A 17,998-nucleotide genomic window follows, 5' to 3' on the forward strand; every position below is an offset into this window, starting at 1 on the left:
CCGCCGTCCCGCCCGTATAATTTGAGGTACGACAGTGCCGCAGCGCACCGGGAGGAACGGTCATGGTGGCGGAATCGCCTAGCTCCATCAAGAATGAAGTTGTCGGCGGTCGCTATCGTTTAGGTGAGGTCATAGGCCGCGGCGGGATGTCGTCGGTGTACTGCGCACGGGACGAAAAGCTGGGCCGTGACGTGGCGTTGAAACTCTTCGCCCCGCAGGCTCCGGATGCGGACGAGCTTAAGCGGCAGGAAGCCGAAATCCAACTTCTGGCCACCCTGAACCACCCCGGCCTGGTGACGCTCTTCGACGCCGGAATCGATGACCGCATTCCGGACGAGCCCCGGCCCTTCCTGACCATGGAACTCGTCGAGGGCCAGGACCTGCGCAGCCGCATCAGGCACAGCCGGGTACCCCTGGAAGAGCTGTCCGTGATCGGAGCCGGCATCGCCGACGCTCTGGCGTACGTTCATGGCCTGGGCATCATCCACCGCGATATCAAACCGGGGAACATCCTCCTGGTCCAGATCCGCCCGGGTGAGCCGCTGCGGCCCAAGCTCACGGATTTCGGCATCGCCAGGATCGCGGATTCCACCCGGCTCACGGCCACGGGCACCATGGTGGGCACGGCTGCCTACCTCAGCCCCGAGCAGGCCCTTGGCAAACCCCTTTCGTCAGCCACGGATATCTACTCCCTTGGACTGGTGCTGCTTGAGTGCATCAAGGGCACCGTGGAGTACCCCGGCAGCGCAGTGGAATCCGCCGTTGCCCGGCTCCACCGCGCCCCGGAGATCCCCGACGACGTTCCCCCGGAATGGGCGGACCTCATCCGTTCCATGACTGGCATCGAGCCGCTGGAACGCCCTGCGGCCGCCGACATCGAAACGGCACTCCGCCAGGCACTGGTCTCGCCGGCTTCAACGCCGGGAGAACTGGCACCGGAAACCACGCGGGTGCTTCCCGCCATGCCCTTCCACCCGCCCTCGATCACCGCTGAAGAATCGGTGGATGATGTGCGCGAGGCAGCGGCCTCTACAGAGGCTGCCGATCCCGCATCAGCCGCCCAACCTGCTGCATCGCCGGCTGGTTCCGGAGTGGCAACGAGCGGAGTGGCAACGGCCGGAGTGGTTGCCGGTGCATCCGCAGGCAAGGCTCCCCGCACACCCCGCCTCTCCCGGAACCAACGGATATGGCTGGTCGTCGTGCTTGGTGTCCTTGTCATTGCTGCAGCCGTGGCTGCGGTGATGATGAGCATCTCGGCCCGGCCCGCCGACGTCGTCCCTTATCCCACCGTGACCGGCGTCCTGGGCGACCATCTGCAGGAGCTGCAGAAAAGCGTGGAGCCGTGACGCCGCGGCAGACAATCCCGGGCCGGCTGGTCCTGGCTTTCTCGGCGGCCTTTCTGGCGGCAGGGTTCCTCAGCGCCTGCGCGGCGCCGGGAAACGGCCTTCAGCGCGAAGCTGCGGCACAGCTCCAGGCACGCGTGCTGGAAGTGACGCAGGCGTCGTCCCAAAACGATCCTGCGTCGGCACTGAAGGCACTGGAAGGTCTTGAAGCCGACCTCACTTCACTGCAGGCAAAGGGCAAGGTCTCGGAGGAACGGCGCCGCAGCATCACCACCGTGGCCTCCGCTGTCCGGGCAGACCTGAACGAGGTTGTCGCCGCACAGCAGGCTGCGGCCAGAGCCGCCGAGGATGCCCGGAACGCCGCGCAGGCAGCTCAAAGCCCATCCCCCACCGCCGAGGCACCCGCGCCCCAGCCGGCTCCCGCCCCGGCACCGGCCCAGGGCAACGCGGGCGGCTCCGGCGCGGACACCGGCAAGAACAGCAACGCCGACAAAGGCAAAGGCAAGAACTAACCCGCCCATACTATAAAGAGCACAAAGAGAGGCGGTGCCCGGAACGATCCGGGCACCGCCTCTCTTTGTCAGCTGCCGCAGCAGCGGCCGGTGCTAGGCCAGGCCGGCGATGACCTGATTAAGGGTGGCGGAAGGACGCATCACCGCGGAGGCCTTGGCATCCTCGGGGCGGTAGTAGCCGCCAATGTCCACGGGTGAGCCCTGGACCTCGGCCAGCTCGCCCACAATCGTCTCCTCCTTGGAGGACAGCTCCTTGGCGACGGAACCGAAAGCGGCGGCCAGGTCGGCGTCGTCCGTCTGCTTGGCCAGCTCCTCCGCCCAGTAGCGGGCAAGGAAGTAGTGGCTCCCGCGGTTGTCCAGCTCGCCCACGCGGCGGCTCGGGGACTTGTTCTCCAGCAGGAACGTGCCGGTGGCGCGGTCCAGGGTGTCGGCCAGGACCTGCGCGCGGGCGTTGCCCGTGGTGGTGGCCAGGTGCTCGAAGCTGACGGCCAGCGCCAGGAACTCGCCCAGGCTGTCCCAGCGGAGGTGGTTTTCCTTGAGCAGCTGCTGGACGTGCTTCGGCGCGGAACCGCCGGCACCGGTTTCAAAGAGTCCGCCGCCGTTCATCAGCGGAACAACCGAGAGCATCTTGGCGCTGGTTCCCAGCTCCAGGATGGGGAACAGGTCCGTGAGGTAGTCGCGGAGCACGTTGCCCGTGACGGAGATGGTGTCCTCGCCCTTGCGGATGCGTTCCAGGGTGAAGGCGATCGCCTTGACCGGGGACATGATCTGGATGTCCAGGCCGTTGGTGTCGTGGTCCTTCAGGTACTCGTTGACCTTGGCGATGAGGTTGGCGTCGTGGGCGCGTTCCTCGTCCAGCCAGAACACGGCCGGGGTCTGCGAGGCTCGGGCGCGGGTGACGGCCAGCTTGACCCAGTCCCGGATGGCGGCATCCTTGGTCTGGCAGGCGCGCCAGATGTCGCCCTCGGAAACCTCGTGTTCGATCAGCACGTTGCCCGAGCCGTCCACGATCTGGATCCGGCCGGCTTCCTGGATCTCGAAGGTCTTGTCGTGGCTGCCGTATTCCTCGGCTGCCTGTGCCATGAGGCCAACGTTCGGCACAGTGCCCATGGTGGTGGGGTCGTAGGCACCGTTGGCGCGGCAGTCATCGATGACCACCTGGTAGATGCCGGCGTAGGAGCTGTCCGGCAGGACGGCCAGGGTGTCTGCTTCCTTGCCGTCCGGTCCCCACATGTGGCCGGAGCTGCGGATCATGGCAGGCATGGAGGCGTCCACGATGACGTCGCTGGGGACGTTCAAGGTGGTGATGCCCTTGTCCGAGTCCACCATGGCCAGGGCGGGACCGTCTTCCAGGCCCTTCTTGATCAGGTTCTGCACGCCGTCGCGCACATCCGCGGGAAGGTCCTCAAGGCTGCTCAGGATGGCGGCAAGGCCGTTGTTGGGGCTGATGCCGGCTGCCGAGAGCTGCTTGCCGTAGGTTTCGAAGAGTTCGGAGAAGTAGGCCTTGACCACGTGGCCGAAGATGATGGGGTCCGAGACCTTCATCATGGTGGCCTTCAGGTGTGCGGAGAACAGCACGCCTTCTTCCTTGGCGCGGGCCACCTGGGCCTTCAGGAATTCATCCAGGGCGGCGGCGCGCATCACAGTGCCGTCGATGACCTCGCCGGCCAGGACCGGGAAGGCCTTCTTCAGGACCTTCACCGAGCCGTCCTCGCGGACCAGCTGGATGGCGATGGTGCCCTCGGACTCGATGACCACGGACTTCTCGTTGGACCGGAAGTCATCCTGGCCCATGGTGGCCACGTTGGTCTTGGAGTCAGGGGTCCAGGCGCCCATGGAGTGCGGGTTCTGGCGGGCGTAGTTCTTGACTGACAGCGGGGCCCGGCGGTCCGAGTTGCCTTCGCGCAGGACCGGGTTCACGGCCGAGCCCTTGATCTTGTCGTAGCGCGAGCGGACGGCGGTTTCCTCGTCGGAGGAGGGGTTGTCCGGATAGTCCGGCAGCGCGTAGCCCTGGCCCTGCAGTTCGGCGATGGCGGCCTTCAGCTGCGGGATGGAGGCACTGATGTTGGGCAGCTTGATGATGTTGGCTTCCGGCGTCTTCGCCAGCTCACCGAGCTCAGCAAGGGCGTCACCGATCTGCTGCTCGGGGGTCAGGTAGTCACCGAACTGGGCGATGATGCGGCCGGCGAGCGAAATGTCGCGGGTCTCCACCTCCACACCTGCTGTCGAAGCGAACGCCTCGATGATGGGCAGGAACGAATAGGTAGCCAGCATCGGCGCTTCGTCGGTGTGGGTGTAGATAATCTTGGACATGCGCGGGCGTCTCCCTGTGGGTCGGCTTGGTTGTGAAAATTCGGTCTATTTCACCATGTACAACTTACCCGAGGACACCAGTTTGAAGCGTACCGGAGGCCCAGCGTTACCCCTGCCGTGGGCAGGATTACAGCGATGGAGAACGGCCGACGGCGGCAGGAAACCGGGTGCCCGCGGCGCCCGGGCACCCGGCCGCCAGGGCTCCATCCCGGGACAATGCAGGCCATACATGATACGTCACTACTATTTACAAATCTGTCATGGAGGGATAAATTCGCAGGGTCACACTTGGCATTCCCACGCCTTTCCCCGTTCAGACAGGACAACAATGACAAGCACCAGGTCTCTGGCTTCCGCCCTCCTGAGCCTCTCCGCGGCCGCCGTTCTGGCTTTCACCAGTGCAGGTGCCGCCACCGCAACACCAGCAGCGGCGGACGACCACACGAATCCGTCCGTTACCAGTGCTGTCCTTGACGCGGCGGGTGCTGCCGACTACTGGACACCGGAGCGGATGCAGAGCGCCATCCCCGGCGATACCCTTGCCGGCAAGGCGCTGGAACGCGGCAACCGCTCCAGCGCAGCCGTCGTGGAGAAGGGCAAACCGTCTTCCACCAAGGGCACCAAGAGCACCGGCAGCACTGCCAAGAGCGAAACGCCGGTCAGCCACATCGGCAAGGTCTTCTTCACCCTGGGGGGCGCCAACTATGTGTGCTCCGGCAACGCTGTCTCATCGACCAACGGCAGCACGGTTGCCACAGCGGGACACTGCGTTAACGAGGGGCCTGGAGCGTACGCCACCAACTTCGTCTTTGTTCCTGCCTATGAGAATGGCGCAGCACCGTATGGCAAGTGGTCTGCACGGGCCCTGTACGCGCCGAGCCAGTGGGTCTCAAACGGTGACATGACGTACGACACCGGCTTCGCCGTCATGAACCCCCTGAACGGCAAGAACCTCACCGCTGTGGTCGGAGGCTCGGGCGTGGCCTTCAACCAGGCCCGGGGCCTGACTTACAAGTCCTACGGCTACCCCGCCGCTGCCCCGTACAACGGTGAGACCCTCAAGAGCTGCACCGGCACGGCAACCAATGATCCGAACAACCCGCAGTTCAACAGCCAGGGCATCCCCTGCGACATGACCGGGGGTTCCTCAGGCGGCCCGTGGTTCATCGGGACCAGCTCCGATGGCGTGCAGAACTCCATCAACAGCTACGGCTACAACCGTTCTGCCGTGATGTACGGCCCATACTGGGGCTCAGTCATCCAGGCAACCTACGCCAGTGCAGCAAAATCCTAAGGAACCCGGGCCCGACGAGGATCCTGTCAGCCACGTTGACCTGACCCGGTCACACGAGGAAGTCCTCGAGTACTGGACAAAGCAACGAATGGCAGAGGCCAAGCCCCGGGAGATCCAACTTCCGGAGCCCGGCCCCGGTTCAGCTGACCAGGACTAAGCCGGCACAACGACGACGGCGCCCGCCCCCTTTGCTCAGGGGGCGGGCGCCGTCGTTTGTCCTAGTGGAAGAAGTGGCGGGCCCCGGTGAAGTACATGGTGATGCCGGCCGCATTGGCTGCCGCGATCACCTCTTCATCGCGCACGGATCCGCCCGGCTGCACGACAGCGCGGACGCCGGCGTCGATCAGGATCTGGAGGCCGTCGGCGAACGGGAAGAACGCGTCGGAGGCAGCCACGGCGCCGCGGGCCCGCTGCGGTGCGCCGGCAGCGCTGGCGTTGGAGGCACCGCCGGCACCTTCGACGTCGGACTCCACCGTGACGCCCAGCGTGTTGGCCCGCTCCACGGCCAGGCGGCAGGAGTCGAGCCGGTTGACCTGGCCCATGCCGATGCCCACAGCTGCGCCGTTCTCGGCGAGGAGGATGGCGTTGGACTTGGCGGCCCGGCAGGCTGTCCAGGCGAAGGCAAGGTCCGCGAGGGTCTTCTCATCCGCTGCTTCGCCGGCGGCCAGGGTCCAGTTGGCGGGGTTGTCGCCCTCTGCGTCCACCTTGTCGCTTACCTGGACCAGCATGCCCCCGGAGACCTGGCGGAACTCCGTGGGGTAACGGCCGTAGCCCTCGGGCAGGGCGAGCAGGCGGATGTTCTTCTTCTTGGACAGGATCTCCACGGCTTCCGGCTCGAAGCCGGGGGCGATGACCACTTCGGTGAAGATGTCCTTGACGGTGTTGGCCATGCCTGCGGTGACGGGGCGGTTTGCGGCGATGACGCCGCCGAACGCGGAGACGGGGTCGCAGGCGTGGGCCTTGGCGTGCGCGTCGGCGATGGGGTCTGCGGCGTCCTTGGAGCCGACGGCCACACCGCAGGGGTTGGCGTGCTTGATGATGGCGACGGCGGGCTCGCTGAAGTCGTAGGCAGCGCGCAGGGCGGCGTCGGCGTCCACGAAGTTGTTGTAGCTCATGGCCTTGCCGTGCAGCTGGTCCGCCTGGGCGATGCCCACCGGGGCGGCTTTGTCCACGTACAGTGCAGCCTGCTGGTGCGGGTTTTCGCCGTAGCGGAGGACCTCGGAGCGTTCCAGGGACAGGCCGGCGTAGGCAGGCCAGTCGATGACGCCGTCGCCGTCCTCGTCCAGGAACTGGCTGGCGGTCCAGGTGGCAACCGCGTTGTCATAAGACGCGGTGTGGGCGAAGGCCTTGGCGGCGAGGCGGCGGCGGGTCTTGAGGTCGAAACCGCCGGCGGCGGCGGCCTCCACCACCTGGCCGTAGAAGGACGGGTCCACCACAATGGCGACGGCGGCGTGGTTCTTGGCGGCCGAACGCACCATGGCGGGGCCTCCGATGTCGATCTGTTCGACGACGTCATCCTGGGCGGCGCCGGACTTGACGGTCTCCACGAACGGGTAGAGGTTCACCACCACCAGGTCGAAGGCTTCGATGTCCATGCTGGCAAGGGTTTCCATGTGGGCCGGAACGCGCCGGTCCGCCAGGATGCCGCCGTGCACACGCGGGTGCAGCGTCTTGACGCGGCCGTCCAGCATTTCGGGGGAACCGGTGACTTCCTCCACCTCCTGCACGGGGATGCCCGCGGCGGCGATCTTCTTTGCCGTGGAGCCGGTGGAGACGAGCTTCACGCCCGCTGCGTGCAGGCCCGTGGCGAGCTCCTCCAGACCGGTTTTGTCGTAAACCGAGATCAGGGCCCGGCGGATGGGTACACGGTCAATGGATACGCGCTCATGCTGCGTGAAGCTCACAAATGTCTCCGTCTTATCTCGCGGTACAGGGCCGCGGTTGGTGGGGATAGGGCCAGTTTATCGCGAAGGGCGCGGTTGCCCGGCGTGGACGCCGGAGTGTGAACGGGCTGGGGCCGGGCTAAAGTTTTGGACAGGAGGCGGCGATGAATACATACACCACTGTGCCCAGCGGCGAACAGGTGGTCCAGGAACTGCCCTGGCGATGGAAAGTCCAGGGCAGGATCTTCCTGATCGGAGGCCTCGGCTTCATGTTCGATGCCTGGGATGTAACCCTGAACGGCATCCTGATTCCGCTGCTGTCCAAGCACTGGTCCCTTTCCGCGGGGGAAGCGGCCTGGGTGGGCACGGCGAACCTGGTCGGCATGGCGCTGGGCGCCTTCATCTGGGGAACCATCGCGGACACCGTTGGGCGCAAGAAGGCCTTCACGGCAACCCTCCTGCTCTTCTCCGTGTTCACCGTGTGCGGCGCCTTCGCCCCCGACTTCATCTGGTTCTGCGCCTTCCGGTTCCTGGCGGGATTCGGCCTGGGCGGCTGCATTCCCGTGGACTACGCACTGGTGGGTGAGTTCACGCCGCGGAAGCAGCGCGGCAAAGTGCTTACGGCCATGGATGGCTGGTGGCCAATCGGCGCTGCCCTGGCGGGATTCGTCTCGGCCGGGCTGGTGGCCCTTTACGGCGACTGGCGGCTAACCATGCTGGTGATGGTCCTGCCGGCGCTGCTGGTTTTCTGGGTCCGGCGCAGCGTGCCCGAGTCCCCGCTGTTCCTGATCCGGAAAGGCCGGCGGGAGGAAGCGGCCCGGATCATCGACGGACTGGTGGAAGCAACCGGGGCAGAACCGCGTGCCTACAGCCTTCCGGACGCCAGGGATGTCCCGCGGCTCTCCGCCGGCAGCGCCTGGACGCAGCTGCGCTCAGTGTGGCAGTTCAGCTGGAAGATCACCGCCGCCGCATGGTCCCTGTTCTTCAGCATCCTGCTGGTTTACTACTTGTCCCTGACCTGGATGCCGCGCATCCTCATCGGCGCAGGGTTCGCCGAGTACAAGGCTTTCGTCACCACAGCCTCCATGGCCGCCGTCGGCTTCCTTGGCGTGGTGGTGGCAGCGCTCCTGGTGGAGCGTGTGGGCCGCAAATGGATCCTGGCCATCACCGGCCCGCTGTCCGCTCTTACGCTGGTGATTGTGGCTTTCGTGGTGGACATCCCCACGGCCGCGGTGTTCTGGCTGCTGGTGTTCGGCTTCGTGGTGCAGGTGGCCATCCCCGTGCTGTATGCCTACGTGTCCGAGCTCTATCCCACAGAACTGCGCGGCACCGGCTTCGGCTGGGCATCCACGTTCTCGCGCCTCGGCGCAGGTTTTGGGCCGCTGATCTTCGCGAACTACTTCTGGCCGGAACTCGGGCTTGCAACGTCGTTTGCACTGGCGGGAGCCCTGGTACTGGTCTCCGTTTTGTGGATGGCGTTTTTCTCCCCCGAAACCCGCCAGCGCCGGCTGCAGTAGACGGCTCCCAACTGACTCGCAGTTGCTGTCGTTCTCGCACGTCAAAACGGCATCAACTGCGAGCTACTTTGGTACCCAGCCTCTACTGAGAAGCGCCCCGCGCACTTTCGAGAGGGCGGACAACGCCTGGTTTTGCATGTGGCGCTTTGAGATCCTCACGAGCAGCCATCCTCCTCGGCTGAAATCCTCCTCGCGGTCGATATCCCTAACGATCTGTTGTGGCTCGGAATGGCCGTCGCCGTCGTATTCCACCGCAATCCTGTACTCCGGATAGCTCAGGTCAGGCTGACGAATGACGCCGGGGCTAAGTTCGATGGGCATGTTCAGCATCGGCTCAGGCAGGCACGCGGCGTTCAGGGCAAGCCGAAGCCGCGTCTCCGGCGCCGAGTCCGAACCAACCCGCGCCAACTCCAGGGCAAGTCTTGCCTTCCGGATGCCGGGTGTACCTTTGTGTCGATCCAACATGTCGGACAACTGCCCAAGGGTACAAAACGGCTCCGTCCTGATTTCGAACGCAGCCCTCGGCACCCGCAGAAGATGGTCCGCCACTACTGTCAGCTCCTCAACGCTCATCCTTCGGGCATTGTCCAGCCATGTCCGGGGCCTGCTGGTTACCAGCACCCCTTCCACATGCACGATCTCGTCGTCGAAGAACTGTCCTACGTGGCCGACAACGCCCTTGCGGCGGGGAATAGCCATGGTGTCCGGACGGGAAATATGGATCAGCGGGTCCTCTTGACCGGGCAAAAAACCAGGAAAACTCCAGAACGTGAAGGCCGTGGCGTGGGACACCGCCGAAAACGAAGTGATCCTCGTAAACGGCCTCAAGGCTTCAGACAGGGCCGTGCCCTCTCGACCCTGGCCCGAGCCGTCCTGCGGGACCCTGATGCCGCGGCTGGGTGCGTCCAACTCTCCGTGGCGCAGCCGCCTAAGAGTTACGCCGGCGTCGACCGCTTCCTGGCACGTAAACGGCACCCGGGCGATCTCGGCGGGAAGTGGACGAGGCGTCTTCACGCGACCATAGTCGCAAACGCTTCTGCCATCTGCCGGAGTTATCCACAGCCAGCGGCGGCGATGATTAAGTGACTCGCAGTTGTTGTCGTTTTGACGGGTCAAAACGACAACAACTGCGAGCTAGTTGGGGGGCTGGGGGGACGTGAACGAGGGGTCTGCGGCGAGGGCCGCCAAGGTGGAGACCAGGAGCCGCCGCTCCACCACCTTGATGCGTTCGTGCAGCGTTTCCTCGGTGTCTGAGTCCTCGATGGTCACGGCCTCCTGGGCAATGATGGGGCCGGTGTCCACGCCCGCGTCCGCCCAGTGGACGGTGCAGCCCGTGACCTTCACCCCGTATGCCATCGCATCCCGCACGCCATGGGCCCCTGGGAACGCCGGCAGCAGCGCCGGGTGCGTGTTGAGGTACCTGCCGTTGAACGCGTCGATGAAACCGGGGCTGACAATCCGCATGAACCCTGAAGACACCACCACGTCCGGCTTGTAGGCGGCCACGGCTTCGGTCAGGGCGGCATTCCAGTCGGCACGGTCCGGGTAGGCCTTGAAGTCCACCACGAACGTGGGGATGCCTGCGGCAGCGGAGCGTTCGACGCCGTACGTTCCTTCGCGGTCCGCGCCCACCGCCGCGATTTCCACAGCGAGCCCACCCGCCTTGACGGCGTCGATGACTGCCTGGAGATTGGACCCGGTGCCGGAAACGAGGACGACGATACGCATTGGTCCAGCTTAGGTGCAGGCTCGCGTACGCTGGAAAACATGAACAGCGAACCGGGCCGGAGCGGGCAGCAGCAGGTCAGGCCCCCGCTCAGCGAGGCGGCGAAAGCGTCCCTCGCCAAGACCCAGACCCTGTTCCGGATGTTCGTGGTCTCGGTGCTCGGCGCGTTCTTCGTCTACCAGCTGGATGTGGGCTACCTCTGGCTGACCACGGTGCTCACCGCCTCGGGCCTGGTCCTGGGAATTGTCCTGCTGGTCCGCGCAGTCCGGTTGAAGGAATCCAAGCTGATTCTCTTCGGCACCATTTCCGGCCTGGTGGTCGCTGCCGTCATGGTGCTGCTGATTGTCACCACCATGGTCCTCTTCGACCAGGTCCGCGAGTACCAGGCCTGCCTTGGCCGTGCGCTGACGGACCGGGCCACCCACGCCTGCATGGTGCAGTTCCAGGACGTCCTGCCCACCAAGGTGCGCTAGGCCCCGCGCAGGTCCTAGTGGACCAGTTCCGCGCCCCGTTCAACAGCCGTGCTTTTCTCGCGTTCCAGCCATGGTCCGGCCGCGTAGCCAATCACGACGCCGGCAGCCACCTCGGCGGCCACCCACAGTCCCGTCCACAGCGGGTCAGGCCCAATGGCGGTCAGGCGGCCCACCCCGGCTGAACCCCTGGCAACCCAGGCCAGGCACAGGGTCAGCAGCCCCGCGGCCACGCCGGCCAGCGCGCCAAGGGCGAGGGTGGAAACTGTCGCCGTGAACCAGCGGGCGTGGACCTTGATGGCAAGCCACTCATCAAAGTGGTTCTCTCCCTCCCGGAGGAACCACCACCCCGCCATGACACCGGCCAGCACCGGAACGATCATGGCCACGAAGGCGTAATCCAGGGGGCCCGAGGGGATGGCGGCCAGGACGGGGATGGACGGAAGCGGACCCACGGCGGTGCCCAGCGGACCCACCTGGGAGCCCACGCCCATGGCGAAGCCGGCACCGGATGTCCAGGCGAGGGCGAAGACCACAAGGTTGGGCAGGAAGCCGAGCTGCGCGATGGTGAGGGCGGCACCTCCCACCGGGCCGGCGTCGAGCGCCTCATAGACAGACACCACAAGGTTCCAGTGGATGAACAGGTCAACTGCTAGCAGCGCTGCTGCCAACGCAAGCGCGGACACCACCGCCACGAATCCTGCCTTGGCCACCGACGCGAAGTAGGAACCGGCCCAGCGCGAATGCTGGCTGGTGCGCGAAATCCAGTCCACCGCGTCAACGCCGATGAGCCGGCTCCAGGATCCTGCTTCCCTGCGCGCGCCGATCACCATGCCCAGTCCGTACGGAGCCAGGGGAACCAGCATGGCGTACCAAAGATTGATGACGACGTCGGCATTGCGGCAGACGAACCCGGTGGCGGCGCCGAAAGCCCCGTAGACCAGCCAGGATCCAAGCAGCGCCTGCCACAGCTGGTCCGTGTAGGAAGCACGGGCGAGCCGGCGGCCAGCCCGCCAGGCAAGGAGGAACGGGATCAGGGTCAGGCCCAGGGGAATCAGGCTGAGGACGCCGGTTCCGCCGTGCGTGGCCGCCTGCGGTCCCGCGCCCGCCAGTTCCAGCGGCACGCCGTGTACCAGGAGCCAGGACTGGCCTACCAGCCGGGCCAGGACCTCGAACTGCCCGTTCTGGAAACCGGCGGTGGCCCAGACAGCCACGATGGGCGCCACCACCACCAGCGCGGAAATGATGGCCGCCTGCGCCGTTTCAAGGGCTCCCTGCAGCCACAACGGCATGGGAAGGCCACGGTCTCCGGTCTGGTCAGCGCGCAGTTTCATCGTGCTCCATGGTGTCACGCCGGGTGGGCTCTGCCCGCGAACGACAGGCTCCACGGGGGCGCCGATGATCAATCAAATGACCGGGACGCCGGCGCTTTTTCCTGGAGGCCGCCGTAAAATTGGTAGAAACCAACACCCGCTGCCCCGCCGAGGGCGTGCTGCGATTTCTGCTGGCCGCCGCCGTCACCCGGCGCCAGTTCGATGACCCGGATTCCGTAAACCGGGAAAACAGGAGCCGCGAATGAGAGATGAACCGTAAGTTCTGAAGATATTCGTCCTACTGGCTGGTGCAGCCACGTTTATGCGCGGCTGCACCAGCGTTTAAAGAGTGCGGCGCCGGGAGCCCCCAAGTAGGCTCCCGGCGCCGTTCACCGTGTCAGGGCCGCTGTTTCAGCCAGCCTGCCCGCGGAACGTAGGGACGAGTCCCCCGCACCTGTCAGCGGCGGCTGCCGCCGTCTGTTTCGATGTTTTCCTTGCGGACTTCCTCGTTGACCGTGACGTCGTCGCGGACAACATCCTTGTCCAGCCGGACCCGCTCCACGGGGACGGCTTCCTTCTCCACCACCGGGCGCTCCTCATGGAGGACCACTTCGTGCTCTTCCTCGCTGATGGCCGGTCCGCCCATGGCGGCACCGCGGTTGGCGTCCGTGATGGGCTCGCGCTCAATGCGGACTTCTTCGCGCTCCACCGGGATGGTCTTGGTGACGTTCTCGGTTGTGACATACTTGCGCAGCCGCGCGCGGCCGGTGGCCTCACGCTCCGTGCCCACGTGAAGCTGTTCCTCCGACCGCGTCATGGCGTCATCGGTGGTGGGGCCGGAGGTGTCGTGGCCGACGGTTCCGCGAGTGGTGTCGCGGTCGGAGGTACCGTTGCCTGCCGCCAGGCCTGCCGTGGGGGTGCCGGCGTTCAGGTCGGCGTCGCCCTGCAGGTCAACGTCCCGGTCAGTGCCGGTGGTCGCCTGCGTGTAGGTCCGGGCACCGCGTTCGTAGTAGGTGTACAGCCGGTCCTCTTCCTCGGGGGTGAGGTGGCCGTCCGCGTCCACGCGGGGCGCGTCCTTGACGTGCTCCTTGGTGTAGGGGACTACCAGGTCGTCGTCCTGGTGGCGTGCGCCTTCGACCGGGATGAACGATTCGGAAGTGCCGAAAAGGCCGGTCTTGACCGTGACCCAAGTGGGCTCACCCGTGTCGTCATCTGCGTACAACTGGCCAATCGAACCGATCTTCGTACCATCGGAACCGACGACGTTGCCGCCCTTGGTGAGCAGGTTTTCAAGATTTTCCCTGTTGAGCATGACTCTCCTTGGATGTGTCGTTGCACTGGGTCTGCCAGCAATGGATGTCCTTGCGCGGGATGTCCCCGACGCCCGGTTTCCGCCCCGGCTGCTTGAGGCTCTGCGCTGACTACCCCCCTACCGTAAGCATGCTTAGCATCGAATGCCAAGCCTACTTAGTAATTTTTTTCGGGACTGGGTCCAGTTGTTCACCGGGCCTTTGCCTCCGGGTAACGCCTACTCCCCCACCATTTCAGGGAAGCCGCGCACGGTTGAGGGGTGAGGATCGCAATCGTCGCCGAATCATTTCTGCCGTTGATGAACGGCGTTACCCACTCAATCCTGCGGGTCCTGGACCATCTGCAGGAGCGGGGCGACGACGTCATGGTCATTGCCCCGTCCGCGCACGACGGGGATGCCGCAGTCCACGTCAACGGCGCCGAGGTCCACCGGCTTCCAGCGGTTCCGCTGGCAGGCTATACGAACGTGCGGGTGGCCGTGGGAGGTGTGTACCGGGTCAAGCGAATCCTTGCCGAGTACGCGCCCGATGTGGTGCATCTTGCCTCGCCGTTCGTGCTGGGCTGGCGCGCCGCCCAGGCTGCCGCGCAGCTGGGCATTCCCACCGTGGCGGTCTATCAGACCGAGGTCCCCAGCTATGCCGCCCGGTACGGTGTGCCCTTTTTGGAGAACTGGGCATGGAACCGGGTGGAGAACATTCATTTACTGGCCACCCGAACCCTGGTGCCCTCCACGTTCGCGCTGAACCAGTTGCGCGGCCGGGGCATTCCGCGGGTGCGGATGTGGCGCCGCGGCGTGGACACCGCGCGGTTTTCACCGGAAAAGCGCGACGGCGGGTGGCGGGCTTCGGTGGCCCCGAACGGTGAACGGATCATCGGCTACGTGGGCAGGCTCGCCGTGGAAAAACAGGTGGAGGACCTGGCCGCCCTCTCCGGCCTCCCCAACACCCGGCTGGTGATTGTGGGCGACGGGCCCCAGCGCACGGCGTTGGAGACGGTACTCCCCGGCGCGGTGTTCACCGGGTTCCTGGGCGGCGAAGAACTGGCCCGGGCGGTGGCGTCCTTCGACCTGTTCGTCCACCCCGGCGAGTTCGAAACCTTCTGCCAGACCATCCAGGAGGCCATGGCATCGGCTGTTCCTGTGGTGGCCACGGGGCGGGGCGGTCCGCTGGACCTGGTGGAGAATTCGCGGACCGGGTGGCTTTACGAACCGGGCGACCTGGCGGCCATGCGCGCCAGGGTGCAGGACCTGGTGGGCGACGACGCCAAGCGCCGGGCGTTCGCGGCGGCAGCCCACGCGTCGGTGCAGGACAGGACCTGGCCGGCGCTGTGCGCCGAACTGGTGCAGCACTACCGGGACGTCACCGCGGCGGTTCCCGGTCCCCCGCGGAAGGCGTCAAAGGCAGGAGCACCGTCATGAGGATTTCCGTAATAGGCTGCGGCTACCTGGGCGCTGTCCACGCGGCGGCCCTTGCATCCATGGGCCACTCGGTGGTGGGCATCGACGTCGATCCCGGCAAGGTGCAGCAACTGGCGCAGGGGGTGGCGCCATTCCACGAGCCCGGGCTTGACGAACTGCTCCAGGACGGCCGCGCTACCGGAAGGCTGCGGTTCGCCACCGACCCGGCAGAGGCAAGGGGCGCGCAGGTTCATTTCCTATGCGTGGGGACGCCGCAGGACAAGGCGTCCGACGCCGCCGACCTCACCTTCCTGGTCTCAGCCCTGGAAAGCCTGCTGCCGCACCTGGCCGCGGGCGCCGTCGTCGTGGGCAAATCCACCGTGCCGGTTGGCACCGTGGACATGCTGCGCCGCATCCTGGCGCGACGGCCCGACGTGCTGCTCGGCTGGAACCCCGAGTTCCTGCGGCAGGGCACCGCCGTCAAGGACTCGCTGGTGCCGGACCGGCTGGTCTATGGCGTGGAAGGCGGCCAGCCCGCTGCCTTCAACCCGGCAACAGGTGCGCCCCTGGGGGTGGCGGCAGCACTGGATGCCGTCTATGAACCGCTGCTGGCCGCCGGGATCCCCCGCCTGGTCTGCAGCTTCGCCACGGCAGAGCTCATCAAATCCGCCGCGAACGCCTACCTGGCCACCAAGGTCAGCTTCATCAACGCCGTGGCAGGGCTGTGTGATGCTGCCGGCGCGGACGTGACGGAGCTCAGCGCGGCGATGGGGCTGGATCCGAGGATCGGCAGCAGGTACCTGCACGCGGGGCTGGGATTCGGCGGCGGCTGCCTGCCCAAGGACATCCGCAGTTTCCGCGCACAGGCCGCCACACTCGGCGTGCCCGCCGTGGAGGACTGGATGCGCCTGGTTGATGCGGTGAACCTTGGCCAGCGTGAACGCACGGTCGGCCTCGCCAGGGAGCTGTGCGGCGGAGCGCTGGCCGGACGCTCGGTCACTGTTTTGGGCGCCTCCTTTAAGCCTGATACGGACGACATCCGGGATTCGCCGGCGCTGGATGTGGCGGACCGGCTGGCCGCTGCCGGGGCGCACGTCACCGTCACCGACCCCAAAGCGGTCAATCTTGCCTGGCGCCGCTACCCGCGCCTGCGCTTCGAGGCGTCCACCGGGCGGGCACTCCAGGATGCCGAACTGGTGCTGCTCCTCACCGAATGGGACGAGTACCGGCGGCTGTGCCCCGCCGTCACCGGACAGCTGGTACGACGGCGGGTGGTCCTGGACGCGCGGAACGTGCTGGACGCGGCAGCGTGGCGGGAGGAAGGCTGGCTGGTGCGCGGCCTTGGCACCTCCGCCGGCACCTTGGCCACGGCAGGCGCGGTGGGCTGACGCCCGACAGGGGACGGCCTAGCCGAGGAGCCCCAGCTCAGCGAAGGCCAGGGCCACGCCGTTGCCGGCGGGTGCGGCAGTGGTCCTGTCCGCCACGGCAAGGACGGCGGGGTGGCCACCTTCCACGGCGATGCCGACGGCTGCGTACTCAAGCATTTCGATGTCGTTGGCGCTGTCGCCGATGGCAATGATGTCGGCCCGGTCCAGGCCGAGCCGGGCTTCCACCACCTGGATGCCCACCGCCTTGTGCGTGCCGGCCATGAAGATTTCCCCTGCACGGTCGCCGAGCGCTGACAGGGAGCTCGGGATCAGCCCAACCTCCGGCCCGAAGGCCTCCAACAGCCGGGTCAGCGGCACCGGTGAATCGAAGCAAGAGATTTTGGCGTACGAGGTGGCGCGGAGGTCATCGCCGTACTGCATGGGCCCCAGGATGTCCTCGAGCGGATCCACGTCCGTGCTGAGCACTCCGTCGTGGCGTGGACGCCCGGCGAAGATGGGGCCCAGCACCTCCCTCAGCCGCCGGTCCACACCGGTGCGGCCATGCAGGGCTTCCGGGGCCTCCAGGATGTAGGCGGCGTTGTGGGCATCCAGGGCCTCAACGATGCGTGCGGCCAGGCCGGGTTCAAAACGGGCATCCTTGAGGATCTCCCCGTTGACCTCCACCCTGGCGCCGGCGCCTGTGATGGTGCCGTCAAACCCAGCGTCCAGGATGTGGCCGGGGACCATGGACAGCGGGCGTCCGGTACAGACAAAGACGAGGTGGCCCCGTGCCCGGGCGGTCCGCACCGCGTCCACGTGGGCAGCCGGAGCCAGGCCGTGGTCGGCGTAGGTTCCGTCGATGTCGAGGAAGATGGCACGGGGCCTGGCGGTCTGGCTGGGCATGCCTGCGCTCCTTGGTCTGTTCGGGGACTTGCCATCCTATCGGCGGACGCCAGGCAGGCCGCACCCGAGAATGAACGTTCACGGGATGCCAAAGCCAGGCCACACGGCGGAAAACCAAGGACCGTCAGGACACTGATGGATAAAAGCACGGCATTACGCCTGAAACTGACAGTCATCCTGTGATATTCAAGGCCTTGCACAGTAGTAAGCCTGCTGATTGAATTATGGAACCGGAAATGGGGGCCCGGCACAACTTACTGACAAGGAGTGGCAACATGGGCATTATCGGATTTCTCATTTTGGGCCTGATTGCTGGAGCCATTGCAAAGGCAATCCTGCCGGGTCGCCAGGGCGGCGGCTGGGTAGTGACCCTGGTCCTCGGCGTCGTCGGAGCCATTCTGGGCGGCTGGATTGGATCGCTCATCTTTGGCGGCGGACTGGCCGAATTCTTCGACCTCAGGACCTGGCTGCTGGCCATCCTCGGCTCCATCATCGTGCTGCTGATCTACGGGGCAGTCGCCAACCGCAGCGGCCGCAGGGTGTAGCCGCAGCACAAAGTCAACTGAACAAGAAGCGCCGGACTCCCCAATAGGAGGACGGCGCTTTCTCTGTTCCGCGCCGCCCCAATTTGCCTTCCCTGGTGCGCACCC

General features: G+C 66.1%; 17 protein-coding genes. 10 read left to right on the top strand and 7 right to left on the bottom strand.

Annotated elements, in window-relative coordinates; translation table 11 throughout:
* Positions 1 to 62 precede the first annotated feature (62 nt).
* On the top strand, positions 63 to 1,346 hold the full coding sequence (locus tag ACV095_RS14940) for a serine/threonine-protein kinase (protein ID WP_026266154.1): 1,284 nt from the start codon (positions 63 to 65) through the stop codon (positions 1,344 to 1,346).
* Positions 1,343 to 1,855, top strand: coding sequence for a hypothetical protein (locus tag ACV095_RS14945; protein WP_478222159.1), 513 nt, complete (start codon positions 1,343 to 1,345; stop codon positions 1,853 to 1,855). Before ACV095_RS14940 ends, ACV095_RS14945 begins: the two co-directional genes overlap by 4 nt.
* Before the next feature lie 93 nt (positions 1,856 to 1,948).
* Here the strand turns inward: ACV095_RS14945 and ACV095_RS14950 are convergent, their stop codons facing one another.
* Positions 1,949 to 4,168, bottom strand: coding sequence for an NADP-dependent isocitrate dehydrogenase (locus ACV095_RS14950; RefSeq protein WP_144600502.1), 2,220 nt, complete (start codon positions 4,166 to 4,168; stop codon positions 1,949 to 1,951).
* Positions 4,169 to 4,496: 328 nt separating this feature from the next.
* On the opposite strand from ACV095_RS14950, the gene ACV095_RS14955 reads away from it, so the two are divergent.
* Together ACV095_RS14955 and ACV095_RS14960 are read left to right on the top strand one after the other, a co-directional pair.
* Positions 4,497 to 5,462 (top strand): trypsin-like serine peptidase, encoded by a 966-nt coding sequence (locus ACV095_RS14955; protein WP_018771793.1) that lies wholly within the window; start codon positions 4,497 to 4,499, stop codon positions 5,460 to 5,462.
* Positions 5,446 to 5,619, top strand: a complete 174-nt coding sequence (locus ACV095_RS14960; protein ID WP_478222160.1) for a hypothetical protein — start codon at positions 5,446 to 5,448, stop codon at positions 5,617 to 5,619. Before ACV095_RS14955 ends, ACV095_RS14960 begins: the two co-directional genes overlap by 17 nt.
* A 61-nt stretch (positions 5,620 to 5,680) precedes the next feature.
* Here ACV095_RS14960 and purH read toward each other — a convergent pair whose 3' ends face one another.
* Entirely contained in the window at positions 5,681 to 7,366 is a 1,686-nt protein-coding gene (purH, locus tag ACV095_RS14965; RefSeq protein ID WP_478222161.1) for a bifunctional phosphoribosylaminoimidazolecarboxamide formyltransferase/IMP cyclohydrolase, read from the bottom strand.
* 143 nt (positions 7,367 to 7,509) lie between these two features.
* On the opposite strand from purH, the gene ACV095_RS14970 reads away from it, so the two are divergent.
* Positions 7,510 to 8,862 carry an MFS transporter gene (locus ACV095_RS14970; RefSeq protein ID WP_018771795.1) on the top strand — a complete coding sequence of 451 codons (1,353 nt, stop codon included), beginning with the start codon at positions 7,510 to 7,512 and terminating at the stop codon, positions 8,860 to 8,862.
* 63 nt (positions 8,863 to 8,925) lie between these two features.
* On the opposite strand, the gene ACV095_RS14975 is transcribed toward ACV095_RS14970, so the two are convergent.
* Together ACV095_RS14975 and purN are read right to left on the bottom strand one after the other, a co-directional pair.
* Entirely contained in the window at positions 8,926 to 9,876 is a 951-nt protein-coding gene (locus ACV095_RS14975; RefSeq protein ID WP_478222162.1) for a hypothetical protein, read from the bottom strand.
* A gap of 120 nt (positions 9,877 to 9,996) precedes the next feature.
* Positions 9,997 to 10,590, bottom strand: a complete 594-nt coding sequence (purN, locus tag ACV095_RS14980; protein WP_134164577.1) for a phosphoribosylglycinamide formyltransferase — start codon at positions 10,588 to 10,590, stop codon at positions 9,997 to 9,999.
* A gap of 39 nt (positions 10,591 to 10,629) precedes the next feature.
* Between purN and ACV095_RS14985 the strand changes: the two genes are divergently transcribed.
* Positions 10,630 to 11,061, top strand: a complete 432-nt coding sequence (locus ACV095_RS14985; RefSeq protein ID WP_056393416.1) for a hypothetical protein — start codon at positions 10,630 to 10,632, stop codon at positions 11,059 to 11,061.
* 14 nt (positions 11,062 to 11,075) lie between these two features.
* On the opposite strand, the gene ACV095_RS14990 is transcribed toward ACV095_RS14985, so the two are convergent.
* Positions 11,076 to 12,392: a cell division protein PerM gene (locus ACV095_RS14990; RefSeq protein WP_478222163.1), complete on the bottom strand. Its 1,317-nt coding sequence runs from the start codon at positions 12,390 to 12,392 to the stop codon at positions 11,076 to 11,078.
* Between the two features lie 119 nt (positions 12,393 to 12,511).
* On the opposite strand from ACV095_RS14990, the gene ACV095_RS14995 reads away from it, so the two are divergent.
* The gene (locus ACV095_RS14995) at positions 12,512 to 12,637 is read left to right on the top strand and encodes a hypothetical protein (protein WP_018771800.1); all 126 of its coding nucleotides are present in this window, start codon (positions 12,512 to 12,514) and stop codon (positions 12,635 to 12,637) included.
* A gap of 191 nt (positions 12,638 to 12,828) precedes the next feature.
* On the opposite strand, the gene ACV095_RS15000 is transcribed toward ACV095_RS14995, so the two are convergent.
* Positions 12,829 to 13,683 (bottom strand): PRC and DUF2382 domain-containing protein, encoded by an 855-nt coding sequence (locus ACV095_RS15000; RefSeq protein ID WP_223994406.1) that lies wholly within the window; start codon positions 13,681 to 13,683, stop codon positions 12,829 to 12,831.
* Between the two features lie 258 nt (positions 13,684 to 13,941).
* Here ACV095_RS15000 and ACV095_RS15005 point away from each other — a divergent pair, with 258 nt between their 5' ends.
* Together ACV095_RS15005 and ACV095_RS15010 are read left to right on the top strand one after the other, a co-directional pair.
* Positions 13,942 to 15,099 (top strand): glycosyltransferase family 4 protein, encoded by a 1,158-nt coding sequence (locus ACV095_RS15005; RefSeq protein ID WP_478222164.1) that lies wholly within the window; start codon positions 13,942 to 13,944, stop codon positions 15,097 to 15,099.
* Entirely contained in the window at positions 15,096 to 16,466 is a 1,371-nt protein-coding gene (locus ACV095_RS15010) for a UDP-glucose dehydrogenase family protein (RefSeq protein ID WP_478222165.1), read from the top strand. Before ACV095_RS15005 ends, ACV095_RS15010 begins: the two co-directional genes overlap by 4 nt.
* A gap of 18 nt (positions 16,467 to 16,484) precedes the next feature.
* Here the strand turns inward: ACV095_RS15010 and ACV095_RS15015 are convergent, their stop codons facing one another.
* Entirely contained in the window at positions 16,485 to 17,348 is an 864-nt protein-coding gene (locus tag ACV095_RS15015; protein ID WP_478222166.1) for an HAD hydrolase family protein, read from the bottom strand.
* A gap of 275 nt (positions 17,349 to 17,623) precedes the next feature.
* Here ACV095_RS15015 and ACV095_RS15020 point away from each other — a divergent pair, with 275 nt between their 5' ends.
* Positions 17,624 to 17,893 (top strand): GlsB/YeaQ/YmgE family stress response membrane protein, encoded by a 270-nt coding sequence (locus tag ACV095_RS15020; protein WP_018771805.1) that lies wholly within the window; start codon positions 17,624 to 17,626, stop codon positions 17,891 to 17,893.
* Positions 17,894 to 17,998 lie beyond the last annotated feature (105 nt).

The organism is Arthrobacter sp. JDC6 (assembly GCF_056484025.1).